The sequence below is a fragment of the Bradyrhizobium sp. UFLA05-89 genome, from assembly GCF_059803475.1.
In genome coordinates this window covers 1-25,046 of the sequence record NZ_JBANBA010000053.1, presented here as the reverse complement: position 1 = coordinate 25,046, position 25,046 = coordinate 1, and the positions used below count along the sequence as shown (strand labels likewise).

Genomic DNA, 25,046 nt, shown 5'->3' with positions numbered 1-25,046 from the left:
ATTCAACCCACATAGAGGTCATCAAAGAATAGTCTCACGGGTCCCAGGCAGATGGGCGCCAAGAGCTGCCCATTAAGACCTCGCTACACGGAGCCCGGCAAGGCGCCAAGCGGAGACAGTGCTTTCGCCAAAATGCGCCTACGGATCAATCAGGACGCCCGGGTTGAGTATGCATAGCGGATCCAGTTCCCGCTTGGCTGCCCGCAATGCGGCTGCGAAAAGCTCCGGCCGTTGCCGGTCATACCACGGCCTGTGATCGCGGCCGACCGCATGATGATGCGTGATTGTGCCACCTGCCGCGATCAGCGCGTCGCTTGCCGCGTTCTTGATGGCCTGCCACTGCTCGAGAAGTCCGCCGTGGCGACCAAGAGCATGGAAAGTGAAATAGGGTGCAGGCCCGTCCGGGTAGAGGTGGGTGAAACGGCAAGTGACTTCACCCCTGACGCCAGTTGCTTCAAGAATGGCGCGCTCGGTCGCCCCTTTGACGTTGTCGTGAAAGCCTTCGAACTGATCCCAGGTGACGGCAGTCTCGAACGTATCGTTGATGAGGCCTGCGGGCGTTAGAAATTCGCGCGCATAGGGCATCCGAATGAATGCATTGCGCCAGATGCCCGCCGCACCTTCCAGATGCGCGCCGCTCGCCTTTGCCGGCTCCGGCGTTCCCCGATGGTCGGTGCAGCATTCCAGCGCGCGCGCTATCCAGGCGTCCATCGGATGATCGCCCGACTCGAACGCGAGCACCATGATGGCAACGCTCCCATCGGCTGCACCAGTGTTAAAGGCCTCCTGTGAGTCCAGGATCCGACAATTTGATGGATAGAGGCCCGCTTGCGCGACTGCACGCACGGCGCGCGCAGCATCGAAGAACGACGGAAAACGAACGGACGCGCCGGCGCGGAATTTTGGACGGGGCTGCAATCGCATCCAGGCGCGCGAAATCACACCCAAAACTCCTTCCGAGCCGATGAACATCCGGTCGGGACTCGGACCCGCACCCGACCCGGGAAGCCGGCGCGTTTCGACCACACCAGCTGGCGTCACGACGCGCAGGCTTTCGACGAAATCGTCGATGTGAGTGTGAAGGCTGGCGAAATGGCCGCCCGATCGGGTCGCAATCCAGCCGCCGAGCGTCGAATATTCAAAACTCTGCGGGAAGTGCCGCAATGTGAAACCATGGGGCTTGAGCTGGTTTTCCAAAGATGGGCCAAAGGTGCCGGCTTCAATCAATGCAGCGCGGGATACCGGATCCACTTCGACGACTTTAGCGAGATTGCGCAGGTCGAGGGTAACGGCAGATTTATGCTTGATGCCGTCAACCCGCGGCTCGACTCCGCCGCAGACACTGGATCCGCCCCCGAAAGGCGTCAGCGAAGCGCCGACAGAACCCGCCCAGTCCATCACAGCGGAAATCTCCGCCTCATTTCGCGGATAGGCCACGACGTCGGGCGCACAATCGTAGTTGCCGAGCATCGCTCTGACGTAGTCCGGATATGACTTGCCATAGGTGTGCGCGGCGCGATCGTAGCGTTCCGCCGTGCAGAAGGGTGACAGCGAAGCCGGCGGCAGCACGCGCGGCTCCCGCAGGAAGAGGTCTTCAAGGCGCGGGACTGCGATCGTATCGAACTCGCCAGTTCCAAACTTCGCATGATAGCGGCCGAGAACGAAGTTTCGCTCCTCTGCGCTCATGCCTTCTCCTTCACGGCCCCACCCGTAATATTTTAGCCTTGCGACATCCATGAGGGGTCCCTCCCGGTTCTTTTCGAGAGTTTCTGAGATCGACGAGAATCTTCTGAACCACGGGGCCGCTGAAGGCGACCTCGGTCGATCGAAACGATACGCTTCCAAGGCAGAACGTGAAAGAGCACGCCGATGACAAGGCTCTGTCTCAGCGTCGGGTCTAACCGCCGCTCGAACACATGCGGCCACGGGCATTGTTCGAGGAGCAGCATCGCATCCTCAGGATTTTTCCGCCAGCTCATTCAACCGGAGCCCCTTGGTTATCATGGGCAGCACGATGCCTCACCGCATTTCGGCATAGGGAGTTGCGTGTCGCTTCACTTCCGCTTGGCCCTTGTGTCGCACCTGGCCTTATCCGGTCGAAAATGGGCATTCGTCGCACCACCATAGCCATCCTGCACCCGGGCTGCGCGGGCAAACTGCGTTGCATAACGTTTGCGCTTACAAGTGGAGCTAGTCGCAAACTAGAATGCGCCGATAACGCCTGTAGACATATTGGCAGTCACTACCGGAATAATAGCCGTAGCGCGAGCTACACTACTAGACGCATAGCCAGCGTAAGCGCCGGTTATGTAAGCAGAAGCAGCGTAAGCCGCGCGACGACTATATTGCGCTCCACCGACATGGTAGCCGTAGGCTCCGGAGCGGCTGATGTTGACCGACGCGGCGCGCGCCGAGTTTACGACTGCCGGCGTGCCGCCAATGCTTCTGGCCGCGGTGAAATCAGCGCGCGGCCCGGCCGCCGGACCGAGGCGAGGCGCTGGATCGCCGAGGCCGGCGCGAGGGCCAGGCTGAGGAGGGCCTGCGAAGGCCGGCGGACCTGCGGCGGGCATCGGAGGAGGTCCGGCGGGCGCCATCGGCGGAGGTGGAGGAAATTGCGCAAAGGCCGCAGTGGGCACGGGCAAAATCGTTCCGAGCGTCACACCGACGGCAAAGGTCAAGAATCTCTTCGAGGGCATCGTCGTCTCCGTTCTAGATTTGCGTCTCGAGCAGCAGCTCTGGCGCGTCGTGAGCGGCTATCTGTTCGGCCTGCTTTTCATGCGCAAACGCTTCAGGTTCATGCGCAGGCGATTCATCGCCCTGGTCAGGGTGGATCCTGAACCACGCAACATACAGCGCCGGCAGGAACAACAGCGTCAGCAGCGTGCCAACGATGATGCCGCCCATCATGGCGTAGGCCATCGGGCCCCAGAAAATCTCGCGGGCGATTGGAATGAGCGCGAGACTTGCGGCGGCCGCGGTCAACAGAATCGGACGCATGCGGTGCTCGGTGGCCTCGACCACGGCATCCCAGGCCGGCCATCCCTCCTTCTTCAGATCTTCGATCTGCACGATCAGGATCACCGAGTTGCGGATCAGAATGCCGATCAGCGCCAGAACGCCAAGGATCGCGACGAAGCCGAGCGGCGCACCGCTCGGGACCATCGCCATGACGACGCCGATGAGCGCGAGCGGCGCAACGGCAAACACCAGGAACAGCCGCGAGAAGCTCTGTAGCTGGACCATCAGCACGGTGGCCATGACGAACAGCATGAGCGGAACGACGGCGAGGATCGGCGCCTGGCTTTTGGCGCTTTCTTCGACGGAGCCACCGATCTTCATCGAATACCCTGCCGGCAGTTCCTTGGAAAATTCTGCGACCTTCGGCGCCAGCGCGTCCACGATCGTCTTCGGCTGGACATTGGTGATAGCGGCAGCTTTCAGCGTGACCGTGGGAATCCGCGCTCGCCGCCAGATCGTCGGCTGCTCAAGCTCGTAGCGCAGATTGGCGACGGCGCCGAGCGGCACGGACCGCCCGCCGAGGCCGGTCAACTGCAGATCGCGGAGTGTATCAATCGAGGCCCGTTCCGGCGCAGTGGCGCGTCCCGTGACGTTGACGAGATAGATGCTGTCGCGCACCTGCGTGATCGGCGAGCCCTCGAGCACGGAATTCAGGGTCGTGGCAATGTCTTCCGACGTCACCCCGAGCTGGCGCGCCTTGTCCTGGAGGACGTCGACCTTGACGACGCGGGCAGGCTCCATCCAGTCGAACACCACGTTGCCAAGATCGGGACTGCTCCGGACGATGCCGGCGAGCTTCTGGGAAAGCTCGCGGACCTTGGCGATATCGGGCCCGCTCAGGCGATACTGAACCGGACGTCCCACGGGCGGCCCGACCTCCAGCAACTTGACGTAGGTGTCGGTCCCCGGAAACGTTTTCTTCAGATAGTCCTCGAACTCGGCCTTGATCTTGTCGCGCGCCTTGATGCCGCCCTTGGTCACGATTACCTGCTGTCCGAACCAGGTGTTTGCAGTCTGCAAGTCGAAGGACAGCACGAACCGCGGGGCTCCAACGCCAACATAAGTCGACCAGTGATCGACGGAAGCGTTGCCCTGCAACTGCTCGCGCTCAAAGCGAGCCATCTGCGCATTGGTGTTGGTAATCGAGGCGTTCTGCGGCAGGTTCCAATCAATCACGAGCTCGGCACGATCCGATGACGGAAAGAACTGCTGCTGCACGAACTGCAGACCCACCATAGCGAACAGGAAAGCCGCAACCGTCACCGCAATGGTGCTCCAGCGGTGGTGCATGCAGAACAGTAGCAGGTGCGCGAACATTTGCGTGACGCGGCCCTTCTGCTCATGATGGCCTTTTATCTTGGCCGGAAGGATGGTGACGCCGAGCAATGGCGTGAACAGCACGGCTACGATCCACGACACCAGCAGAGAGACCGCAATCACCACGAAAAGCGTGAAGGTGAACTCGCCGGCATTGCTGCTGTTGAGCCCGATCGGGATGAACCCGGCCACAGTCACCAGCGTACCGGTCAGCATGGGGAACGCGGTCGAGGTATAGACATGGGTTGCCGCCTTTTCGAGGGGATCGCCGACCTCGAGCCGCGCCACCATCATTTCGACGGCGATCATGGCGTCGTCGACCAGAAGGCCGAGGGCGATGATTAGCGCACCCAGCGAAATGCGCTGCAGGGAGATGCCGCAATAGGCCATCACCACGAACGTGATGGCAAGCACCAGCGGAATGGCGATGGCGACCACGAGTCCGGCGCGCAAACCGAGGCTGAGGAAGCTGATCACGAGCACGATGATTACGGCCTCGAACAACGCCTCCGTGAAGCCGGAGACGGCATGCTCGACCACCACCGGCTGATCAGCAACCAGGTGCACGCCGACCCCGATCGGCAGGTCGGCAATGATCTTCGTCATCTCCTCCTTCAGCGCCTCGCCAAAATGCAGCAGGTTGGCGCCGGACTTCATGCCGATCGCGAGCGCGATCGCAGGCTGGCCGTTGTACCTGAACAGAGTCTGTGGCGGATCGGCGTAGCCGCGCGTGATGGTCGCAACGTCCGTTAGCGGAAAGAAGCGATCGTTGATGCGCAGATTGACCGCCTTCAGGCTCGCCTCGGAGGTGAACTGTCCATTGACGCGGACGCTGATCCGCTCCGGTCCCTCCTGGAGCACGCCAGATGGCGCGACGGCGTTCTGCCCCTGCAGTGAGTTCATGATCGAGTGAACGTCGAGGCCGAGAGCCGCAACCTTTCGGGTAGAGAATTCGAGATAGATCACCTCGTCCTGTGCGCCGAGAATGTCGACCTTGCCGACATCAGGCACGGTCAGCACCTTGGCTCGGATATCCTCGACCTCATCGCGGAGCTGTCGCTGGCTCAAGCCGTCGCTGGTGAAGGCGTAGATGTTGCCAAACACGTCGCCAAAGCGATCATTGAAACCGGGTCCGATCACGCCTTGCGGGAAGTCGCCCTTGATGTCCGCGATCATGTTGCGGACTCGGACCCAGGTGGGCTTCACATCCGCCGCCTTGGTGCTGTCGCGCAAGTAGACGAAGACGGTGGTCTGGCCTGCGACCGTCACGCTCTTGGTGTAGTCGAGCGATTCCAGCTCTTCCAACTTCTTCTCGATCCGGTCTGTGACCTGGCGTGTCATCTCCTCGGGTGAGGCGCCGGGCCACTGGACCTGGATCACCATGGTCTTGATGGTGAAATCAGGATCTTCCTGCCGCCCGAGCTGGAGGTAGGCAAAAAGGCCTGCCGCCATGAAGGCAATCATGAAATACCAGACGAGCGAGCGATGGCCGAGCGCCCAGTCGGAAAGGTTGAACGACTTCATGGTTTCTGATCCTGTTCGATACGGACTTGCTGTCCCGAGTTGAGGCTGTGGACGCCGGCGGTAACGACGCGCGCGCCGGGAGCAAGTCCGGCGATGATGCGAATTCCGCTTGGGTCGGCGATGCCATCGATTTTCTGCAGCGACACGGTGCTGGCGGGCTGATCGACCACCCAGACGAAATTGGCGCCGTCCTTTGCGAGCACGGCCGATGCGGGCAGGCGCAGGATCGGGGTCTGATCCTTGCCCAACTTTACCGTGACGGTTGCGCCGAGACGGAAGCTTTCCGGGGGGTTGTCGAGCCCAATCCGAACTCGTCGCAGGCGCGTCACCGGATCGGCCTGCGGCGCGATTTCGCGAACCCTGCCTTCGACCTGAACCGCTGGAAGGAGTTGCAGGCTGACGGTGAACGGCAGACCGATTTCGAGCGGAGCAGGAAGATCCTCGCCGATATCGACGACGGCTTCGCGGATTTCGGGCCTTGCGACCGTGACCACGCTTTGGCCGGGGGAGACCACCTGGCCGACTTCCGCGCCGACTGCGGTGACGACGCCACCGAAGTCGGCCTTGATCTGCGCATATCCGAGCTGCTCGATCGCCTTGGTCAGGTTCGCTTGTTCGTGCGCGACGGTTGCTTCGGCACCGGCGCGGGCCTGCTCGGCATTGTCCAGCGTCTGCCTGGTGGTCGCATCGCTGGTGATGAGCGTGCGCTGCCGCTCCTCCGTCGCTTTTGCCGTTGCAAGCTGCGCCTGGGCCTTCGCAAGCTGCGCTCTTGCCAAGCGGACGGCAAGGTCGAGAGCCGTGGGATCGAGGGCGCCGACAATCTGGCCTTCGCTGACGAGATCGCCGACATAGACGGGGCGCGAGGTCAGCCGTCCGAGCACGCGGAAGCCGAGATTGGTCTTGTAGCGGGGCTCTACGACGCCGACGGCAACCGTCCGATCTCCGTGGTTCGGCTCAACGAGCATTGAGAGCACGGGTCGAACCGGCTCCGGCGCCTTCGTCTCCTCATGACACCCGGCGAGCAGCAATGCCGGCGCCAGCGTGCCGGCGATCATGACCTGGATCTTCATGACCGGTCTCCTTCAAAGGTCACAAGCTGGCCAACGCTCAATAGCTTGCCGCCGTCGATCACGACGCGTTCGCCGGGCTCGAGCCCCGCCTTGATCAACACCTCGCCCGCCTCGTAGCCACCGAGCGTTACCGGCTTCAGCGACGCGGTTCGTGTCGAGGGGTCGACGGTCCAGACGGCGGCCTCCTCGCCCGCCGCCATCAATGCGCTCCAGGGCAGCGCAATCTGCTGCTGCGGCACGGCCCTCACCGTTCCTGCGATGGCGCTGCCGAGCGTCATCGCGGCCGGCGGATCCTGGATCGACACCTTGACGCGGATAGTGGAGCTCTTCGCGTCAACGGCCGGCGAGACTTCCCTGACCTGCCCGATCGCCGTCAGGCTTGGATCGGAGACCAGCGCCAGCACGACGTTGCGGCTGGCGGTCTGGCCAAGGAAGGCGGATTCGTAGACGTCGAAGACGGCATCCCGCTCTCCGTCGTGCGCCAGCGAGAATACGGGTTGCGCCGCCGGCACCACTTGGCCGACCTCCAGGTTGCGTGCGGTGATGACGCCGTCCGCCTCGGCGCGCAATGTGGTATAGCCAAGCGCGTCCCTCGACGTGCCAAGCTGCGCTTTTGCCGCCTCCAACTCGCTTTCCGCAGCTCGCAAGCCTTCCTGTGCCTGATCGTAGACCGTGCGGGTGGTGAAGCCGCTTGCGATCAGCGCTTTCTGCCGCTCGAAGGTAGCTTTCGCCACACGCAATTGAGCTTCCGCGGACGCCACTGCCGCAGTCGCGGCATCGACATCGGCCTGCTGCTCCGCCGGATCGATAAGCGCCAGGACCTCGCCTGCGTTAACGTGCGCGCCGACATCGACCATGCGCGCAATCACGCGGCCACTGATGCGGAACGAGAGATCGGCATGGAAGCGCGCCTGGACCTCGCCGGTCAACGTGAGGGAGGCCTGCCGTTCCCGCGGCTGCACGACCGCCGTGCGGACAATCGCTGCGCGGCTGCTCGTCGGTGCGGCGTGGTCATTGCAGCCGCCCAGCGCGGTTGCGACAAGCGCGACCGCTACGACGAGAGCCTTCGACGCACCTCGAGATCGAAGGTTGCGGGTATTATTGGAAGCCTGGAATGTCATGGCGCGTCCGTGCGATGGGGAGGTGACAACAACTCGCCCAGCACATCAGGGGCCTGGCGCGGAACAGCCAATTCGCCCCCGTGCTGGCGAGAAAGCTTCCGTTCGGGTTGGCTTGCAACAAGGCGGCTGCCTTGATCGAGGGCGATCGCTCTCGCAGCGAGCTTTCCAATCGCTCGCGTACTGCGCGGGGGCTTCAACTGACGCGTTGCGATAGTCCAGTTCGCGCCTCGCTCGCGCTCGGTCAGTGGGAACGACAGGACAACCGACGTGAACTCGGTTCCAAAACCCTGCTCGATTCGACCACCGAGGGCTCTGGCAAGGTCTTTGGCAATTCGCAATTTATTGTCCGAGGCGTCCCGTGCGGAGCGCGAGCCGTTATCCACGATCACGCAATTCGCCAGGGCACCGATGCGCGTCAGCTTGATCTTGATCTGTCCGGCACGCCCTTCGAAACAGGCGTGCCTTGCCGCATGGGTCACGAGTTCATGGACGATCAGGCCAAGCCGCCAGCAACGCTCCGGTTGAAGCGCGAGTGACTGGGTTGCAAATGCAAGCTGAATGTCCATTCGATCCAGGAGCGCCCGGCGCATGGCGCAGCCCAGTTTGCGGACATAGGTCGAAGCCTGGATTAGCGTCTCGCGCCCCGGCATCGCCAGCGCCCGGTGCACGTCGGCGTAGCCATGCAGCAGTTCGACGACGTCGCTTAAGGCGTGCTTCGCCTCCGGTCCCTCGACTCGAATGGCCGCGGCAGAAACCAAGCTAATGGCCGAGGCGACTCCATTGGAGACCCTGTGATGCAGATCGCGCAGCAGGGCACCTTCCTGCAAAGCCTGCGGGTCTGGGGTGAACATAGTCACGACAATCTCCACAATCGATTCGGATGATCGGGCCGAACGCCTACCCTTTGCGCCCCCGACCATCCGGCGCAGCCGCCGATGCCGCCAGGGCAGCGTTAAATATACTACACCGTATATTTTCTTTTTCTTGCATTTTTCCAAGGCCCGTGTCAAGTCGGAAGCAGACGCGCACAGACTCGTGACTGGGAGTTCGACGTATGAAGAAGACCATCAGCCCGAAGCGGGGCCGGCCGCCCAAGGATCTTGCCGGCGACGCGCAGACCCGCATTCTCGATGCGGCCCAGCAGCTGTTTCTCGAGAAGGGCTATCGGAGCGCCAGCATCGACGACATTTCTGAGATGGCTCCCGCGAGCAAGCCGACGATCTATGCCCACTTCCCCGGCAAGGAAGCGCTGTTCGCGGCGGTCGTAGCCCGCACCATCAGCGGGTTGACGGATTTCGAGGGCTTCACTCCTGAAGGCCGCACGCTCCATGACAAGCTCATGAGCCTTGGCACGGCAATCGTGGAAAGGGTGATTGAGGAATCTCTTGGCATGGTTCGCGCCACGATTGCCGAGGCGCAGCGCTTCCCAGAGTTGAGCCGCAACGTGCACGACGCTGCGCGAGACCGCTCCGTAAGCGCCGTTTCCCAGCTTTTGAACGAAGCAACTCAGAGGCTCGCGCGCTCACCCAAAGGTCCCTTTAGCGGGAAGCGAAGTCTCGCCACCGCTCAGATCTTCCTGGATTTGATCCTGCTTCCGATGCTGTTTCGGTCTCTGGTGGGCGAACCACCGAAAGATTTGAAAAAGGAGCTGCCCTCTTTCATGCGCGAACGCGTCGGCTTTTTTCTCGCAGCTTGTGAGGCAGACTGGACGCCATGAGTAGGCAGGCCGATTAGCTCTGGTAGACCGTCGCTCGACGTAGATCAGGCTGCACATCCACCAATTGGAGGGGCATTCCATAGCGGAGCGCGCCCATGCAAAACTTCATCATCTCTTCGAAGGTTGGCCGGACCGTCAACGATCTGGTCTGTGACGGGTTGACATAGGTATCCATCGCTTCCAGCAAACAGCATGTCAGCACCGTCGGATTGCCCGGTCGAAGCTCGCCGCTGGCTTGTCCAGCAGCGATGATGGACCGCACCACTCCGCGGACCCTGTCGGCGTAGGCAAGACTAACCGGCCAATTGGCAGCCACCGCAGCAGCCACCAGTTCGTGCAATCTGGTGTCGTTCGCCACCCGAAAATCATGCACTTGCGACAATGCCCTGAAGGTACCGGCTAGCCGCTGCAAAGCCGAGGCATCCCTGCGAACCGCTGTTGCAGCTGCCATGAATGTTTCCTCCAGCAGTTCCGCTACGACGGCCTCTTCAAGTGCTCGCCTTGAGAGAAAGAACCGATAGACGTTGGCCGAAGACATCGATGCTCCTCGCGCGACATCGGCCACCGTTGTCTTCCTGTATCCGAAGTCGCGGTATGAACGAACCGCCGCATCAATGATGCGTCGATGCGGACTAGACGAACTATTCCGAGGCGCTGGCTGTCGTTTCATCACGTCTGGCCTCAGCGGGACGGAATGATCTGCAGTTCGCGCCTGCACGCTTCCCCGAACTCTCGCAACGGGTCCATCTCTTCCATGAAACTGGGCAAGTCGACGAATGATCTGTTCGGGGCAAGGTAGGCTTCGACGATCAGACGGCCTACCCGCTCTGCCGCGCGAACCACCTCATCGCTGGACAAAACACGCATGCGACCAATCAGCGCGTACAGATGCACGAGCGCAGGGATCTCGGATCGATCGCTGACGAGCGCGTCGGCGTAAAGTCGCGAGGCCTCCTCGATAAAGCTACGATACAGCTTTTCGCGCTTCGAGAAGGCATGGGCATGGTGGCGCTCGCGCAGCGTCCGGCGCCTTGTCATCCACCCGCTGATGATTGTCGAGACTGCCCCAAAAGCTGAGCCGCCGAAGGCGGCCAAGGCAGGAACATACATTGTACTCATGGCGCTCATCCTTGTTTGGTGCCCGACAGGACCGAGAATCGCGGCGACTTTGCCGAGAAACGCTCCCATCCGCCGCTTCGGGCACACGTCCCTCTATCTGGCTTTAACCGCGGCAGCGGCCGCACCCTGCTCGAACACCGATCGGCAGGCCTCGCTGAGATCCGACTTTCGTTGCCTCAGACAGGCCTCCACCCGCGTCGGGTCGGGGAAGTAGCTGGCACATAATCGAAATGCGTCCGGCGCACATGCCGCCCTTTGCTCGGGCGTCCCGCGCTCTTCCTGTGCGAAGGCACTCGCGCTGTTGAGCGAGGCCAGCACCACCACGGTGTAGACAAAGGCGGACTTGAACATAGCGAACCCTTTCCCTGCTTCACGCAGCCGTTTTTCGATCGAGAAGCGCAGCCTCAGGCTCCGCAATCCCCGCCGTTCCTCGCCCGAACACACGCTTGTGAGTCTGCAGACTTGACAGACCTAGGGGTCCAGGCTGTATATGAAATATACGGTATAGTTTATTTAGGAGTTGGGAAATGTCAACCTTGTTGTTGTCGCTTGCGAGGGAAAATCCCTGGCCGGCACTTGCGGTCGCGTTCCTCAATCTGGTCGTCGCGCTGTTTCTCGTAGGTGTGAGCCTGCTACTGGGCATCTCGATTTCATTGCTCGCCTGGGTACACGCGCTCGTCGACCGCGAACCACCGGCCTTGGCATACGCCGGCAAACGGAGGGCTGCCCCATGACGTCGGCGCTGCTACTCGTCCGCGATTGCATTATCTGTTGGGTCACGCTCTGGCTGGCACCGGTTGAATACGTATTCGACATGGTCGAGTCGGAGCTCGTGCGCAGGGGAGTTGAGCTCGAGGATGTCGACCAAACCGCGCGGCGCGCTGCCTGACGATTACGCCCGAGATCCACATGCTGAACTACATCGAAGTCTTCGACGTCATCGAAATCGATCCGACCACTGGGCGTGAAATCTGGACTGGGCTCACGGGCACTCGATCGGCTCTCGCGCGCGACGGATACACGAGCGACCCGGCGGCCACCACCTGTTGCCCAAGAGAATGGCTTGACGAGCGCGGCTACGTCGATGTCGCACTCGCGCGCAAACGTCCCCGACCCTGGAGCATCTGACAATGAACCACCGTCATTCTACCGTCGGGAGCCCGCTGTCATGAGCAGGAAATCCGTTCTGTCGCGGCACGCGAGCAGTTTGGTCGAGGCCGAACTTCCGTTGCGGAGTTATTTTCTCTCGGTCGGGGGAGCGTTGCTGTTGCTGCTGCTGGCAGCGGATTGGGTACTTCCCGCGCCACTGCCCGGCAGGTTCGCAGAATCGGCCCCGGTCCTCCCGCCGATCCGCATCCATTCCGATGCGAAGCAACCAGAAGCGGCCATCATCGACACCAACCAGCCCGTCGCGGTGTTCGCGGACAACGCAATCGCCGGGGCTCTCTCGAAGACCCCGGGCGCGGCCGTGGTCGATGCCGCACAACCGCCGGGTCTGCCCGGGCACACCGATGTCGCCGACAGTAGTCGCGCCACGGCACCGACTAACTTACGCCTCCGCGAAAGCATGGCGGAGCTGAGACCGCCTGCTACCGATCCGACGGGTCCAGACAGGAGACGCGGCGGGCTCAGCTCGGCAGCAGAGCACAAGCCCACTCAGTCACGGAAAGGGAAGCCGCGACGATCCGTTCGTGGTCCGAGGTTGGATAGGCCTGTCGGCTGGTGCCATTGGAGCCGCGAGCGCGGTTCTTGCCTCAATGCCTTCTCGTCCCCTCACGTCAATTTACTCGTCACCGTTAGTGGCTGAAACTAAGGACTTACCAATGCGGAAGAAGCTCCTATTCGCCGTCCTGCTAATGTCTGCCACGCTCGCCGCGACCGGCGCGGCCGCCGAGGTTAGCCGCGCGCTTGTGGACGCCGAAAGTCGAGGCGCAGTCGCGCAGAGCGAGAGCGAGGAGAAGGCGATTCGTCGCGTGCTCGAGCAATTTCGGGCGACGCAGGTGCCCCTCAGCCAGGCGATTGCGATCGCCGAGCACCTGCATGAGGGCTCGAAGACCGCGGACGTCAGCTTCGAGACACCCGGTCCATCCGTCTATCGCGTGCGCACAGTGAAGGATGAGCGGGTCTGGGAAAACGTCATAGATGCGAACACCGGAAGCGTGACAAATAAGGAAGTTGCTTCGTCGTTGAAGGAGCTGGATCGAGAAGACCTCTCCAACATCATCGCCTTGAAGTGGATCAAGCATGAGCTGTCGGATGCCGTGAGGGTCGCCGAAAAGGCCGCCGAAGGCAACGCGCTGGCCGGAGGACTGATAAAGCAGGACGGCAAATTGAACTTCGTGATCGTCGTCGCCAGCGGCGATCGCCTGAAGGAGGTCATGCTCGAGCCGCCCAAAGTCGGAAAGCAGGCGTCGCCCCAGCTCGACCGGTGACACGACCGACCAACGCACGACCTCGTGAGTTGCTTTAGCACCCTATCCGCTAGTAAATAAACTATACGGTATATTTTCTTTCTGAGGTCAACCTGTGTCCATCATTCGAAATCTGGCCGGTCGGTTGAGACCGGAGCCGCGGCTCGCATGCCTGAGCTTCGCCCTGGTCGCCACGCTTGCATGCGCGAGCTTGCTTCCAGATGCGCCACCGGGCCATCCGCTGCCCGATTCGGCAACTGACCACCCGCGCCACGGCAAATCTGCCTGCACTGCTGTCGGCCGGCCACCTCTGCATATCGGCGCGAAGCCCCAAACTGACGGCAAACAGCCACACGAGGTGGAGTCGCCAGCAGCAGTGACGCACGCGAAACCACTCAGGGAGTGGTCGCTTTAGTTATCTCCTGCTCAGCACCTCGGACGATCTTCTCGTATCCGATCAGCCGACATCATCGGCCTCACGCCATTGCAAACTCAAGAGCACGCCCGTCATGAACTTCCAACCTCGACCTCACCTCACAACCGCTCAGCGGCGGTTACCCTTTGATTGCATCGCTCTGCTCTTGCAGGGCGGCGGCGCCCTCGGAGCATATCAGGCCGGCGTCTACGACGCCCTGGCGGAAGCCGATATCCACCCCGATTGGGTTGCCGGCATTTCGATCGGAGCCATCAATGCTGCCATCATTGCCGGCAATCCGCCCGAAGCCCGGGTCGAGCGACTGCGTGAGTTCTGGGCGCAGGTGACGTCGACGGGCCCGTGGAACTGGTCCGGCGGTCCCCTCCTCGATTGGACGCGCAGCGACAATACGCGCAATCTCATCAACCAGATGAGCGCGGGCTTTGCTGCGGCATGCGGCGCAACCGGATTTTTCTCCGCGCGCCCCCTTCTACCCTGGCTTCACGCCGATGGAACGAGCGATGCCACCAGCTTCTACGACACCGGTGCGCTCAAGACCACGCTGGAACGACTGATCGATTTCGATCGCATCAACGCAGGAACGACGCGCTTTAGCGCGGGTGCGGTGAACGTGCGAACTGGCAACTTCGTCTATTTCGACAACACGTCGCATACGATCCGGCCGGAGCATATCATGGCGAGCGGCGCGCTGCCTCCTGGCTTTCCCGCGGTGGAGATCGAGGGCGAGCATTATTGGGACGGAGGTCTCGTTTCCAATACGCCGTTGCAGTGGGTGATCGATTGGGGCGCCGCGCAGGACATGCTTGCGTTCCAGGTCGATCTCTGGAGCGCGCGCGGTCAAATTCCCCGCAACATGGCCGAAGTCGTCACTCGCCATAAGGAGATCCAGTATTCGAGCCGTACGCGCGCCAGCACCGACCAGTTCAAGCGTGTGCAGCGCCTGCGTCGCGCGCTTACCGATCTATTAGGCCGCCTTCCCGAAGATCTCAGCGAACACGAGGACGTGAAGCTCCTCAGCACGGCCGTCTCCCAGAATGTCTACAACATCGTTCACCTGATCTATCGCGCGCGGAACCACGAGGGCCACTCCAAGGACTACGAATTCTCCCGCCTCTCGATGCAGGACCACTGGCGCGCTGGCTATCACGACGCGCTGCGCACGCTGCGTCATCCCGAGGTGCTTGCTCGTCCTTCCAGCCCCGACGGCGTCTTCACCTTTGATCTTGAGCATGATGGCCGCGAGTAGCTCGGCGGACCAACCTTTTGGGAGAACGCGAATGCGTGAAATTGACGTCAAACAGCGGGCTTTTGCGATGCCGCTCACCAACCCGGTCTATCCGCCGGGGCCTTACCGGTTCACCGATCGCGAGTACCTGATCATTACCTATCGCACCGATCCGGCAAAGCTGCGCGCAGTCGTGCCCGAACCGCTCGAAATCGACGGCCGCGAGGCACTCGTCAAATACGAGTTCATTCGTATGCCGGACTCCAACGGCTTCGGCGATTACACGGAAAGCGGCCAGGTCATCCCCATCTCTTTCCGCGGGCGCAAGGGCGGCTACACGCATTGCATGTTTCTCAACGACGAGGGGCCCATTGCAGGTGGACGCGAGCTCTGGGGTTTTCCGAAGAAGCTCGCGCAGCCGACCTTACGAACCGAAATCGACACGCTGATCGGCACGCTGGATTACGGTCCAGTCCGGATCGCAACGGGCACAATGGGCTACAAGCACCGTGAGGCCGAGCTGGCGAACGTCAACGCCGCTCTCAACGAGCCGAACTTCCTGCTCAAGATCATTCCTCACGTCGATGGCAGTCCGCGCATCTGCGAACTCGTCGAATACCACCTCGAGGACATCGTGCTGAAAGGAGCCTGGACTGGGCCGGCAGCTCTCGCCTTGATGCCCCACGCTCTGGCACCCGTTGCCGAGTTGCCGGTCCTGGAGATCGTCTCCGCCGTTCACATCCTAGCAGACCTCACGCTCGGTCTCGGGAAAGTGGTCCACGACTATCTGCAACAACCGGTTCGACGCTCGCTTCGGGCCGAGGAAAAAGCTCTGGTCTTCTAAAAAGAACGTCGCGGGAAGCCGGAAGGACGTTCCGGCTGGCAAATCTTCGATTTTTCTTGCGAGCCACAGATAAGGTAAACGAGATGGGAATTCTGAAGGGTAAAACGGCCGTCGTAACCGGCTCAACCAGCGGCATAGGCCTTGCGTGCGCCCGCGCATTCGCGGGCGCCGGTGCCAATATCGTGCTCAACGGGATGGGTGCGCCGGCCGACGTCGAGAAGGAGCGCGCTGCGATCGAGCACGATTTTGCGGTAAAGGCAATCTATTCGCCCGCGGACATGGCGAAGCCGAAAGAGATCGCCGATCTCGTCTCCCTTGCCGAGAAGACGCTTGGTAGCGTCGACGTCCTCGTCAACAATGCCGGTATCCAGCACGTCTCTCCAATCGAGGAGTTTCCGGTCGAGAAGTGGGACGCGGTCATCGCGATCAACCTCTCCGCCGCCTTCCATGCCATCCGCGCTGCCGTGCCCGGCATGAAGAAGCGCGGTTGGGGCCGCATCATCACCACGGCCTCAGCGCACTCGCTGGTCGCCTCGCCGTTCAAGTCCGCCTATGTAGCGGCCAAGCACGGCATCGCCGGTCTCACCAAGACAGTCGCATTGGAGCTCGCCAGATCGAAGATCACCTGCAACTGCATCAGCCCCGGCTAGTCTGGACACCGCTCGTGGAAAAGCAAATCCCGAATACGATGGAGGCGCGGCGCATGAAGAGGATCAGGTGATTAACGACGTCCTGTTCGCAGCGCAGCTCACCAAGGAATTCGTCACTGTTGAACAGGTGGCCTCGCTCGCGTTGTTCCTGTGCAGCGACGACGCTGCCCAGATCACCGGCGCAAATCTGGCCGTCGATGGCGGCTGGACAGCCACGTAAAGCGGTACAATTCGGCTTCAGAAGCGCGCGACGGCACGTTAATGCCGTCGTGGGCTCGCAACCCGGACGTCAAAGCTATGTCTCCCACCGTAAGCAGCAACCAGACCGATGAACCCGACGGCAGCGAGGTCTTGCGCCGGCATAACCGCTCGGAGCGCAATGTTACGAGAGGCACGCTTCTCGCCCTCGCCGAAGATGAGAACGTGACTAAGGCCTTGCGCCTGCGCGAGGACGCCTTTAACGAGGACGTGCTGCCCGCCAGGGCAGAGCTGAAGGCTCCGCAGGATTTCTACGCTGCAATCGAGGCGGAGCGCGTGATGCGAAGCCAGCAGCAGCCATCACCCGAGCAAATTGCCTGCCACAAAGGACAATGTCCTTTCCTCATCTGGCAGCTTGAGGGCCAAGTTGATTGGCGCACAGCAGCTTGCAAGCCGAGACATGGTTGACGCAGGTCAACGCGAGCGAAGCCAAGCTCAGGGATCATTTCACTTCAGCAAGTCAACGGAGACGGCTATGTCACAGCAGAGCAGCATGCATTTTTATCTGAACTGGGCCAAGGAGCGGATCGACGAGATGGATGCCGCACTAGCTTCGTTCGAGATCAAAGCCGGTGAGGCCAAGGCCGAGTCCAAGGTCAAAGCCGATCAGATCGTCGCCGATCTGAAGGAGCGCCGCGACGAATTCCAGGCGCAGTTGAAGACGCAAGCGCAAGCCGGCGAAGCTGCCTGGGCGCGCACCAAGACGGACCTTGAGAAGCAGTGGAACGGGTTCGAGGCGCAGATGAAGACTTACTTCGAAAGCGCCGGCAAACAGATCGAGCAGCAGCAGGCCACGTTCAAGCAGGTCGCCGCCGCGCAGGCAAAGGCCTGGGGCGAAGCAGTGGACAAGTTCCGGGAGGCGGCCGGAAAAGTTGCCGCGGCCCACACCGGCGACTTCGACGCAGCTCTCAAGCAGATGAAGACCAACGCGTCCGAGGCGGAATCGCGTGTGCAGCAGCTAAAGCAGGCGGGCACTGAGTCCTGGTCGGTGTTGAGTGCGGCGCTCGCGGAATCCCGCAAGGCGTTCGACCAGGCCAACCAGGCCGCATGGAATGCCTTGAAGGGCTCGGCGCCCAAAGGCTAACACAATCTCTAGGGGATGTTGATAACACGCAACATTCCCCGGCTATCCCAAGGAGGGTGATCAGAACTCGGCAATCATTCCTGCGCGATCACCGCATCGAGCCACGCGCAGTTTAATGGCTGCACGCTGGGATCCGGCACGCGCACCCCGCGCGATGCCGCCGCCAGACGCATCTCGCGCAGACGCTTGCGCTGTTCCTCCGGCATGTACAACCGCTCATGCCCCCACAGCGAGGGCCCGTCAAAGGTCTCGTGGGGCTGCCAGCTCGTGGGATCAATGACCCGTCCGCCCCAGCCATACTCGATGAAGAAGCCGCAAGGCGTGCTGACGTAGAACGAGGTCATGTGGTCATTGGTGTGGCGCCCCAACGTATAGCCAATACGCTCTTCTTCTAACTGGGCAAGGTCATAGCCTTGGCCGACGTCATCCAGGCTACCGACCTCAACCATGAAATGATGCATCGCCTTCTTGCCCGAGCCGACCATGGCGAAGCTGTGATGGCGGCCGTTGACGTGGAAGAAATAGAGTCGATACGGCTTCAGGCCGAAGTCCGACACCTTGAATCCAAGCACGTCGCGGTAGAACGGCAGCAGCGCCTCGACATCCTCGACATTGAGCACGGCATGGCCCATCCCCAGCGCGCCGGTGCGAAAGCCCGAAATTGGCCGTCCCGGCCGGAACGGCTCGGAGGCAAGTTCGGGCTTGCAGAACGCTTCGAGCGGATTGCCGGCGGGATCGCTGAACGAGATCAGCTCGCCGACGTGGCGCTCATCAGCGAGCGCGCGCAAACCGCGCCTGACCTTGACGCTGGCATCCTCCAGGCGGGCAGCAAGGCGGTCGAGGTCCTCACTGGTCGCTACTTCCCAGCCCATCACACCGAGGCCGGCGTCGCTGCTGCCGTCCACGATCAGCCGCTGCTTGCGGTCATCCATGCGGAACGCGCGGATCGCGCCACCGCGGTCGACCTGCTGCATGCCAAGCAGGCGGGTCGCCATCTGGCTCCAGTCGTCGAGCTGCTGCGATTTGATCCCGATGTAGCCGAGTGCGCAAATTTCCATCCCATTTCCTCCGGCGACCGCACGGCTCCAACCCCCAGGCGCCAAGTTTGCCTCAACGCCATACACCACTAAGGTACGGTCTTGCAGTCGCCTCGCGTTTCCAACGAGGATATTGTCGGCGCGGGCGGGGACAAGAGAGGAATTTCGGGGTGTCCAAGGAGCGGACGCGGAGCGGACCGCCGCGGCAGTCGGAAGGCGTCCGCGCGTTCAAGCGGGGTCTCGACGTGCTGCGCGAGGTCAACCGCTCGGGCGGCATCCGGGCCGGCGACGTGGCGCGCCGGCTCGACCTCCCCCGCCCGACTGTCTACCGGCTGCTCGAGACTCTGGAGGAGCTCGGGTATGTCGCGCGCAGCGCCAGCGACGATCGGTTTCGCGTCACGCGCCGGGCACTCGGCCTCGGCGACGGCTACGATCCCGGCGTGGTGATCTGCCAGGCCGCCGCGCCTTACCTCGCCGACCTCAGCAAGAGCCTGGTCTGGCCGGTCGACCTTTCCACCTACGAGAATGCGGCGATGGTCATCCAGGAGACCACGCATTCGCGCAGTCCGCTCTCGATCGACCGGGGAATGATCGGCCGGCGGTTGCCGATGCTGCGCACGTCTGCCGGTAGGGCCTATCTTGCGGCCTGCGGCTCAAGCGAACGCGACCTAATCGTCAATCATTTGCGCCGTATCGACGAAGCCGACGATCGCCCGTTTCTCGAACAACCGCGTTTGCAGCGCATGATCGCCGAGACTGCCGAGCGCGGATATGGCGTCCGCAGCGAGGGAGAATTCAATTCAAGGACCTCTTCGATTGCGGTGGCGATCGTGCGCGACGAGATCGTATTCGGCTGCATCTCGATCATCTGGATCCGCTCGGCGCTTAGTTTGAATGAGGCGCTCGCCAACTTCGTCGCGCCGCTGCGGGAGGCTGCCGTGGCCATTCCCATCGACTCTTAGCCCGTCCGTCCGCGTGGCGGACAGTCTGTGCGTCGGGGGTTGCCGTCGCGGCCCGTCCGGAGAACAGATGCGGGCATGCAAGATAGATCCACAGGCTTGGACTTCGATGTTGTGATCGTCGGGCGCGGTCCCGTCGGTGCGACGCTCGCCAATCTGCTCGGCCTCTGCGGTGTGCGGACGTTGGTGCTGGAGCGCGAGGCACGAACCTATCATCTGCCGCGCGCGGTGCATTTCGACGACGAATGCATGCGCATCTTTCAGACCATTGGGCTCGCCGAGGCGATCCTGCCGCATGTCAATGTGAGCCCCGGGATGCGCTTCGTCGACGCCGAGGGCCGGCTCATCCTGGACTGGCCGCGCTCCCCAGAGCTCACGGCGATGGGCTGGCATCTCAGCTATCGCTTCCACCAACCCGATCTCGAATACATTCTGATCAACGGCCTGCGGCGCTGGTCCAACGTAGAGCTCCGCAACTGCTGCGACGTGTTCGCGCTCGATCAGGACGACCGCGGCGTGCGCGTGCGTTATGAGACTCTCACAAATGGGCAAATTTCGGAGGTCCGCGCGGCATTCGTGGTCGGTTGCGACGGAGCCCGTTCGCTGGTGCGGCGCTTCATCGGGTCCGGCATGGACGATCTCGGCTTTCACGAGCGCTGGCTGGTGATCGATGCTCTGCTGCAGCGCGAGCGGCCCGATCTCGGCAACCACAGCATCCAGCATTGCGATTCCCGCCGGCCAGCGACTTACATCCGCGGCACAGGAAAGCGCCGGCGCTGGGAGATCACCGTGCATCCGGACGAGGATGCTCAGACGATCACGCAGCCCCCGAAGGTTTGGGAGCTGCTGTCCCGCTGGATCTCGCCTGACGACGCCGAGATCGAACGCGCCGCCGTCTATACCTTCCATTCGGCCATCGCCAAGCAATGGCGCTACAGACGCCTCCTGCTCGCCGGCGACTCCGCACACCAGACGCCACCGTTCCTGGGCCAAGGCATGTGCGCCGGCATCCGCGACGTCGCGAACCTCGCCTGGAAGCTTGGCGAGGTCATTGCCGAGCGTGCCTATCCGAGACTCCTCGACAGCTATCAGACCGAACGTTCGCCTCATGTCCGCGAGTTTATCGAGCTCGCGATCCGCCTCGGCGGCGTGATCAACACCAAGGCCATGGATACCGGTCTATCGGCTGGCCAAGCGCGCGAGAATGCGCCGCTCAAGCTGGAGGTTTGCAAGCCCTTACTCGGGCCCGGCCTCGCGATTGATGCGCTTCCGCTCGCCGGACAGCTTGCCCCGCAATTTATGCTGACCGATGGCCGCCGTAGCGACGATCGAACCGGGTACGCCCCCGTCCTGCTGATCGAGAGAACCGCGGAGCTCTCCGCGCGCGCCTGTGCGTCGCTCACGCAGGCGGGAATGGACGTGCTGAGCGGTGAGGACGCAGCAGATATTCCCCACTGGTTGCGAGAGCACAACGTGCATGCGGCGCTGATTCGCCCCGACCGATATGTGCGGGGCGCGGCGCGAAGCGATCTCGAACTCGACCTGCTGGTCGCAACGGCGTGCGCCTCTGCTGAGGTGCCGAGTGCGGCCCGACCCACTTCAGAATGGTGAAGGATCTATCATGAGATTGCTTTCTTTTACGGTGGACGGCCGTTCGAGCTACGGCGCTCTCAAGGACGATGGCGTCGTGGATCTTGGCGCTCGCCTCGGGCGCGAAGGCTGCCCAACCCTGCGCAAGCTGCTCGAAGCCGATCGGTTGGCGGATGCGGCACAGATCGTGGATTCAAGCCGTCCCGATCATCCTCTGGACAATATCTCCTTTGCGCCCGTGATTCCCGATCCCGACAAGATCATCTGCGTTGGCCTCAACTATCGCGATCACGTTGCAGAGGTCGGTCGCGCTGTCACCGAGAAGCCGGCCCTCTTTGCCCGCTTTGCGTCCAGTCAGGTCGGACATGAGCAGCCGCTCATAAAGCCAAAGGTCAGTGACGATTTTGACTATGAGGGCGAGCTTGCCGTGATCATCGGCAAGACCGGCCGCCACATCCGAACAAGCCGTGCACTCGAACATGTCGTAGGTTACGCCTGCTACAACGAGGGTAGCGTCCGCGACTGGCAGCGCCACACCAGCCAGTTTCTCGCCGGCAAGACCTTTGCCGAGAGCGGCAGTTTTGGGCCCTGGCTCGTTACTTCCGACGAGATCCCTGACCCGTCCAAGCTGACGCTCCAGACCCGCCTCAACGGCAATGTCGTGCAGAATACGACCACCGATCTCATGATCACCGCCGTCCCTGAACTAATCGCATACATCTCGACCATATGCCCGCTCGTCCCCGGCGACGTGATCGTCGCAGGTACGCCCGGCGGCGTCGGCCTGAAGCGCACGCCGCCGTTGTGGATGCGCGCCGGCGACACGGTGGAAATCGAAATTTCCGGCATTGGGACGCTGCGCAATCCGGTGATCGCCGAGCCCACATAGCGGCCTCTCGGAACAAATGTCGCGACCGACGACGGGAAGAATTCTCACAACAACAGATCGAGGAAACGACATGGCCGGCCACCGCACACAGTCCACGCTTGCGTTGCTACTCGCCCTCATTCTCACCGGCTCAGTTGCCCACGCAGAGATCAAGGGCGATGCCATTCGCATCGGCGTACTCACGGACATGAACGGCATCTTTGCAACCGCCATGGGACTGGGTTCAGTTGAAGCGGCGCGGATGGCTGCGGACGAATTCGGCGGCAGGATCAATGGCAAGCCGATCGAGATCTTGCAGGCCGACCATCAGAACAAGCCGGACGTTGCGGCTTCGCTCGCGCGCAAATGGTTCAACGACGGCGTCCAGGCGATTGCGGATGGCGGCAGCTCCGGTGCGGCACTCGCAGTACAGGAGCTCGTGCGCGCGAACGCCCACGTTTTTCTGATCTCCGGCGCGGGCGCCAACCAGCTCACCGATGAAGCTTGCGCGCCGACCAGCGTGCAATGGACGCACGACGCCTACTCCACCGCCACCGCGCTCGTCTCGGGCATCATGCAGTCAAGCAAGGAGCCGTGGTTCTTCATCACCGGCGACTATGCGTTCGGACATTCCGTCGAGGCGACGGCGCGGGCACGGATTGCCGAACTCGGAGGAACGGTCGCCGGTAGCGTCAAGGCGCAGCTCGGCACGCCCGACTACGGCTCATTCCTGCTGCAGGCGCAGTCATCCGGCGCCAAGATCCTGGCCCTCAATGTCGCCGGCGACAATGCCACGGCCATCAAGCAGGCCGAAGAATTCGGGCTGGCCGCCCAAGGCATGAAGATCGTGCCGATGTCATTTCAGAATGTCGACATTCACGCGGTCGGTTTAAAGGCCACACACGGCGATCTCATCCTGACCAGCTTCTTCGAGGACGCCTCGCCGGCCGCTCGCCGCTTCTCCGACGCTTTTTATGCTCGGCGGAACGCCATGCCATCGCAGATCCAGGCGGGTGTCTATTCGGCCGTGCGACATTATCTCCAGGCCGTCAAGGACACCGATTCAGATGACGGTCCGACCGTCATGGCGAAGATGAGGGTTACGCCCGTTGTGGATGCCTATACGCAAAACGGCCGCATCCGCGACGACCGGCGGATGGTGCGCGATCTCTATCTAGTTCAGGCGAAGACGCCCGAGGAATCCAAGGGCCCGTGGGATTTGGTCAAGCTCGTCGCGACTGTCCCACCGGACCAGGCGTTCCGCCCACTTGACCGCAGCAAGTGCGGTCTTGTGGGAAAATAAAGTGCGTGCAAATCGGCCGCCTCCACTGCGCGCCGATCGTCAGATCTGCTTCGCTGCGTGAGCGGAATTGGCGGGGAGTGCTCAAGCGACTTCCGTCAAGTGCGGCGTAGAAAATCGTACGCTTGGTACAGGGGGAGCGAATCCAACCCTAGACCCGGATGATCCGATTCTGGTTCTGCAGCGAGCGGTACCTTGCGGCGAGGACAGAACAGATAGGGATCCGTCACTCATCGTCCGGGCTCTGGGTATTGCTCGGGCGCCTCTCCGATGGTTTTGAGAAGCCTCGGATATTTGCCCCCTGCCTGCTTGCTGTTCCGACCGATGGCTTCAACTCGGAACTGCCAGTTATCACCGTAGTCAAAAAGGAATGTCATTTTTGCGCCGACCGTCGGGAAGGCTTCGACGACCCGGGTTCGCTTCACGCTGCGAGCCTCACTCTCTCCCATGTCAGCGAACAGCTCGTACCTGACAGGCGAGCCGAAGACATCTCCAGTCAATTTGCTGTAAAAGCCAAAAGCGTGGTCAAAATCGAAGCCGAAGACTCGAATGATCTCTCCGGCTAAGTCGTAGAGATTTTTTGCGCTCAGTATCTCGAAATCTCGGTAAACCTTCGGACTTAATGACACGCGAAAAACGTGGGTCTGCGGCTCGGCCATCTCGCTATCCTCACTCACTCACGAACAGAAAACGTCCCCAAGATCAAATGTAACCCTCCGGTGCAGGCCGCGGGTTAGCTGCGTTTGGCGCGCTTGCCTGCCCATTTTTTGGCGAGGGCCTCAACTTGCGTGGTGAGCCACTCGGCCTCGTCGGCGTCAGGATCGAAGTCGTCGCCGATCCATTCGGTGAGTTCGGCGTGGCGTTCGTGGGTGGGGTCCTTGATTGCTTCGAGGAGTTCGGCGTAGCCCCAGGGACCGCCACAATCCTCGGGAGGACAGCGGCCGCTGACTTCGATCAGACGCGGATAGAGCACGCCCGGCTTGGGATCGATAAGGCGCTCAATCTTGATCGAGTGCTCCCAGCCGTCGCCGAAGTCATAGAGGTATGTGAGCTTCTTTATTCCGACATCTTCGAGGATATCGGTAAGCCGAGCCTTGCGGGCATCGAGGAACTCGCCGGCGCCCCAATCTGCATCCGGATAAGGCGTGCTCCACCCGACGTCGCCGGCGCGCAGCTCGTAGAGATGGCTGTTGGTCCAACCCATGGCCGCCTGGATGGTCAGGTGCAGGCGGTCGAGCTTGATGTCGAACGGCACATCGACCCGGCGCAGAACCACCGGCTTGACGTCATCGAGAGTAATTTTGAGGCGAGCGATGCCGACAGTCATGCCGCCAGTTTACGACGCTCCATCTCGACGGCCCAGCTCCATGGCAAGAGTTCCTCGAGCCTGTGGACAGCGTGATCGTTGATGCGGGCGAGCACGTCGGCGAGCCAGGCCTGCGGATCGACGTCGTTGAGCTTTGCCGTCATGATCAGCGTCGCCATGACGGCGGCGCGT

At 61.9% G+C, this 25,046-nt stretch carries 26 protein-coding genes and 1 pseudogene; 15 read left to right on the top strand and 12 right to left on the bottom strand.

Features of this window, described 5'->3' with window-relative positions:
- Positions 1–138 precede the first annotated feature (138 nt).
- From SO139_RS25260 to SO139_RS25240, 5 genes are all read right to left on the bottom strand, one after another.
- The gene (locus tag SO139_RS25260; protein ID WP_449381897.1) at positions 139–1,737 is read right to left on the bottom strand and encodes an FAD-binding oxidoreductase; all 1,599 of its coding nucleotides are present in this window, start codon (positions 1,735–1,737) and stop codon (positions 139–141) included.
- Positions 1,738–2,709: 972 nt separating this feature from the next.
- Positions 2,710–5,859, bottom strand: coding sequence for an efflux RND transporter permease subunit (locus tag SO139_RS25255; RefSeq protein ID WP_449381896.1), 3,150 nt, complete (start codon positions 5,857–5,859; stop codon positions 2,710–2,712).
- Positions 5,856–6,929: an efflux RND transporter periplasmic adaptor subunit gene (locus SO139_RS25250; RefSeq protein WP_254107483.1), complete on the bottom strand. Its 1,074-nt coding sequence runs from the start codon at positions 6,927–6,929 to the stop codon at positions 5,856–5,858. Before SO139_RS25250 ends, SO139_RS25255 begins: the two co-directional genes overlap by 4 nt.
- Positions 6,926–8,050 (bottom strand): efflux RND transporter periplasmic adaptor subunit, encoded by a 1,125-nt coding sequence (locus tag SO139_RS25245; protein ID WP_449381895.1) that lies wholly within the window; start codon positions 8,048–8,050, stop codon positions 6,926–6,928. The genes SO139_RS25250 and SO139_RS25245 overlap by 4 nt, the downstream gene beginning before the upstream one ends.
- Positions 8,047–8,901 (bottom strand): histidine kinase dimerization/phosphoacceptor domain -containing protein, encoded by an 855-nt coding sequence (locus SO139_RS25240; RefSeq protein WP_449381925.1) that lies wholly within the window; start codon positions 8,899–8,901, stop codon positions 8,047–8,049. The genes SO139_RS25245 and SO139_RS25240 overlap by 4 nt, the downstream gene beginning before the upstream one ends.
- A gap of 203 nt (positions 8,902–9,104) precedes the next feature.
- On the opposite strand from SO139_RS25240, the gene SO139_RS25235 reads away from it, so the two are divergent.
- Positions 9,105–9,767: a TetR/AcrR family transcriptional regulator gene (locus SO139_RS25235; RefSeq protein WP_449381894.1), complete on the top strand. Its 663-nt coding sequence runs from the start codon at positions 9,105–9,107 to the stop codon at positions 9,765–9,767.
- Positions 9,768–9,780: 13 nt separating this feature from the next.
- Here SO139_RS25235 and SO139_RS25230 read toward each other — a convergent pair whose 3' ends face one another.
- The 3 genes from SO139_RS25230 to SO139_RS25220 form a co-directional block, all read right to left on the bottom strand.
- Positions 9,781–10,437 (bottom strand): TetR/AcrR family transcriptional regulator, encoded by a 657-nt coding sequence (locus tag SO139_RS25230; RefSeq protein WP_449381924.1) that lies wholly within the window; start codon positions 10,435–10,437, stop codon positions 9,781–9,783.
- Between the two features lie 11 nt (positions 10,438–10,448).
- A complete protein-coding gene (locus SO139_RS25225) occupies positions 10,449–10,886 on the bottom strand; it encodes a hypothetical protein (protein WP_498540755.1) in 438 nt (145 codons plus the stop codon).
- 93 nt (positions 10,887–10,979) lie between these two features.
- On the bottom strand, positions 10,980–11,303 hold the full coding sequence (locus tag SO139_RS25220) for a hypothetical protein (RefSeq protein WP_498540754.1): 324 nt from the start codon (positions 11,301–11,303) through the stop codon (positions 10,980–10,982).
- Positions 11,304–11,413: 110 nt separating this feature from the next.
- On the opposite strand from SO139_RS25220, the gene SO139_RS25215 reads away from it, so the two are divergent.
- The 10 genes and pseudogenes from SO139_RS25215 to SO139_RS25170 all read left to right on the top strand — a co-directional run bounded on the left by SO139_RS25215 (position 11,414) and on the right by SO139_RS25170 (position 17,794).
- Positions 11,414–11,620: a hypothetical protein gene (locus SO139_RS25215; protein ID WP_449381891.1), complete on the top strand. Its 207-nt coding sequence runs from the start codon at positions 11,414–11,416 to the stop codon at positions 11,618–11,620.
- Entirely contained in the window at positions 11,617–11,775 is a 159-nt protein-coding gene (locus SO139_RS25210; RefSeq protein WP_449381890.1) for a hypothetical protein, read from the top strand. The genes SO139_RS25215 and SO139_RS25210 overlap by 4 nt, the downstream gene beginning before the upstream one ends.
- Before the next feature lie 20 nt (positions 11,776–11,795).
- Positions 11,796–12,014, top strand: a complete 219-nt coding sequence (locus SO139_RS25205; protein WP_449381889.1) for a hypothetical protein — start codon at positions 11,796–11,798, stop codon at positions 12,012–12,014.
- A 40-nt stretch (positions 12,015–12,054) separates the two neighbouring features.
- Complete coding sequence (locus tag SO139_RS25200; protein WP_449381888.1) at positions 12,055–12,693, top strand: hypothetical protein; 639 nt, start codon at positions 12,055–12,057, stop codon at positions 12,691–12,693.
- Positions 12,694–12,709: 16 nt separating this feature from the next.
- Positions 12,710–13,318 (top strand): PepSY domain-containing protein, encoded by a 609-nt coding sequence (locus tag SO139_RS25195; RefSeq protein WP_449381887.1) that lies wholly within the window; start codon positions 12,710–12,712, stop codon positions 13,316–13,318.
- A gap of 488 nt (positions 13,319–13,806) precedes the next feature.
- Complete coding sequence (locus tag SO139_RS25190) at positions 13,807–14,979, top strand: DUF3734 domain-containing protein (RefSeq protein WP_449381886.1); 1,173 nt, start codon at positions 13,807–13,809, stop codon at positions 14,977–14,979.
- A gap of 31 nt (positions 14,980–15,010) precedes the next feature.
- A complete protein-coding gene (locus SO139_RS25185; protein WP_474798193.1) occupies positions 15,011–15,802 on the top strand; it encodes an acetoacetate decarboxylase in 792 nt (263 codons plus the stop codon).
- An 83-nt stretch (positions 15,803–15,885) separates the two neighbouring features.
- Positions 15,886–16,672, top strand: a pseudogene (locus tag SO139_RS25180) (3-hydroxybutyrate dehydrogenase).
- 77 nt (positions 16,673–16,749) lie between these two features.
- Complete coding sequence (locus SO139_RS25175; protein ID WP_449381884.1) at positions 16,750–17,118, top strand: hypothetical protein; 369 nt, start codon at positions 16,750–16,752, stop codon at positions 17,116–17,118.
- 67 nt (positions 17,119–17,185) lie between these two features.
- On the top strand, positions 17,186–17,794 hold the full coding sequence (locus SO139_RS25170) for a sll1863 family stress response protein (RefSeq protein WP_449381883.1): 609 nt from the start codon (positions 17,186–17,188) through the stop codon (positions 17,792–17,794).
- A 74-nt stretch (positions 17,795–17,868) separates the two neighbouring features.
- Here SO139_RS25170 and SO139_RS25165 read toward each other — a convergent pair whose 3' ends face one another.
- Positions 17,869–18,852: a VOC family protein gene (locus tag SO139_RS25165; protein WP_449381882.1), complete on the bottom strand. Its 984-nt coding sequence runs from the start codon at positions 18,850–18,852 to the stop codon at positions 17,869–17,871.
- A gap of 149 nt (positions 18,853–19,001) precedes the next feature.
- On the opposite strand from SO139_RS25165, the gene SO139_RS25160 reads away from it, so the two are divergent.
- From SO139_RS25160 to SO139_RS25145, 4 genes are all read left to right on the top strand, one after another.
- Entirely contained in the window at positions 19,002–19,793 is a 792-nt protein-coding gene (locus tag SO139_RS25160; RefSeq protein WP_474798190.1) for a DNA-binding transcriptional regulator, read from the top strand.
- A 75-nt stretch (positions 19,794–19,868) separates the two neighbouring features.
- Positions 19,869–21,401, top strand: a complete 1,533-nt coding sequence (gene mhpA, locus SO139_RS25155; RefSeq protein ID WP_449381881.1) for a bifunctional 3-(3-hydroxy-phenyl)propionate/3-hydroxycinnamic acid hydroxylase MhpA — start codon at positions 19,869–19,871, stop codon at positions 21,399–21,401.
- A 10-nt stretch (positions 21,402–21,411) separates the two neighbouring features.
- On the top strand, positions 21,412–22,269 hold the full coding sequence (locus SO139_RS25150; protein WP_449381880.1) for a fumarylacetoacetate hydrolase family protein: 858 nt from the start codon (positions 21,412–21,414) through the stop codon (positions 22,267–22,269).
- A 70-nt stretch (positions 22,270–22,339) separates the two neighbouring features.
- Entirely contained in the window at positions 22,340–23,551 is a 1,212-nt protein-coding gene (locus SO139_RS25145) for an ABC transporter substrate-binding protein (protein ID WP_449381879.1), read from the top strand.
- A gap of 227 nt (positions 23,552–23,778) precedes the next feature.
- On the opposite strand, the gene SO139_RS25140 is transcribed toward SO139_RS25145, so the two are convergent.
- From SO139_RS25140 to SO139_RS25130, 3 genes are all read right to left on the bottom strand, one after another.
- On the bottom strand, positions 23,779–24,207 hold the full coding sequence (locus SO139_RS25140) for an IS1096 element passenger TnpR family protein (RefSeq protein ID WP_449381878.1): 429 nt from the start codon (positions 24,205–24,207) through the stop codon (positions 23,779–23,781).
- 74 nt (positions 24,208–24,281) lie between these two features.
- Positions 24,282–24,875, bottom strand: a complete 594-nt coding sequence (locus SO139_RS25135) for a plasmid pRiA4b ORF-3 family protein (RefSeq protein ID WP_474805182.1) — start codon at positions 24,873–24,875, stop codon at positions 24,282–24,284.
- Positions 24,872–25,046, bottom strand: a 175-nt coding sequence (locus SO139_RS25130; RefSeq protein ID WP_498540760.1) for a transposase domain-containing protein, incomplete at its 5' end; no start/stop codon positions are given. The genes SO139_RS25135 and SO139_RS25130, both read right to left, overlap by 4 nt.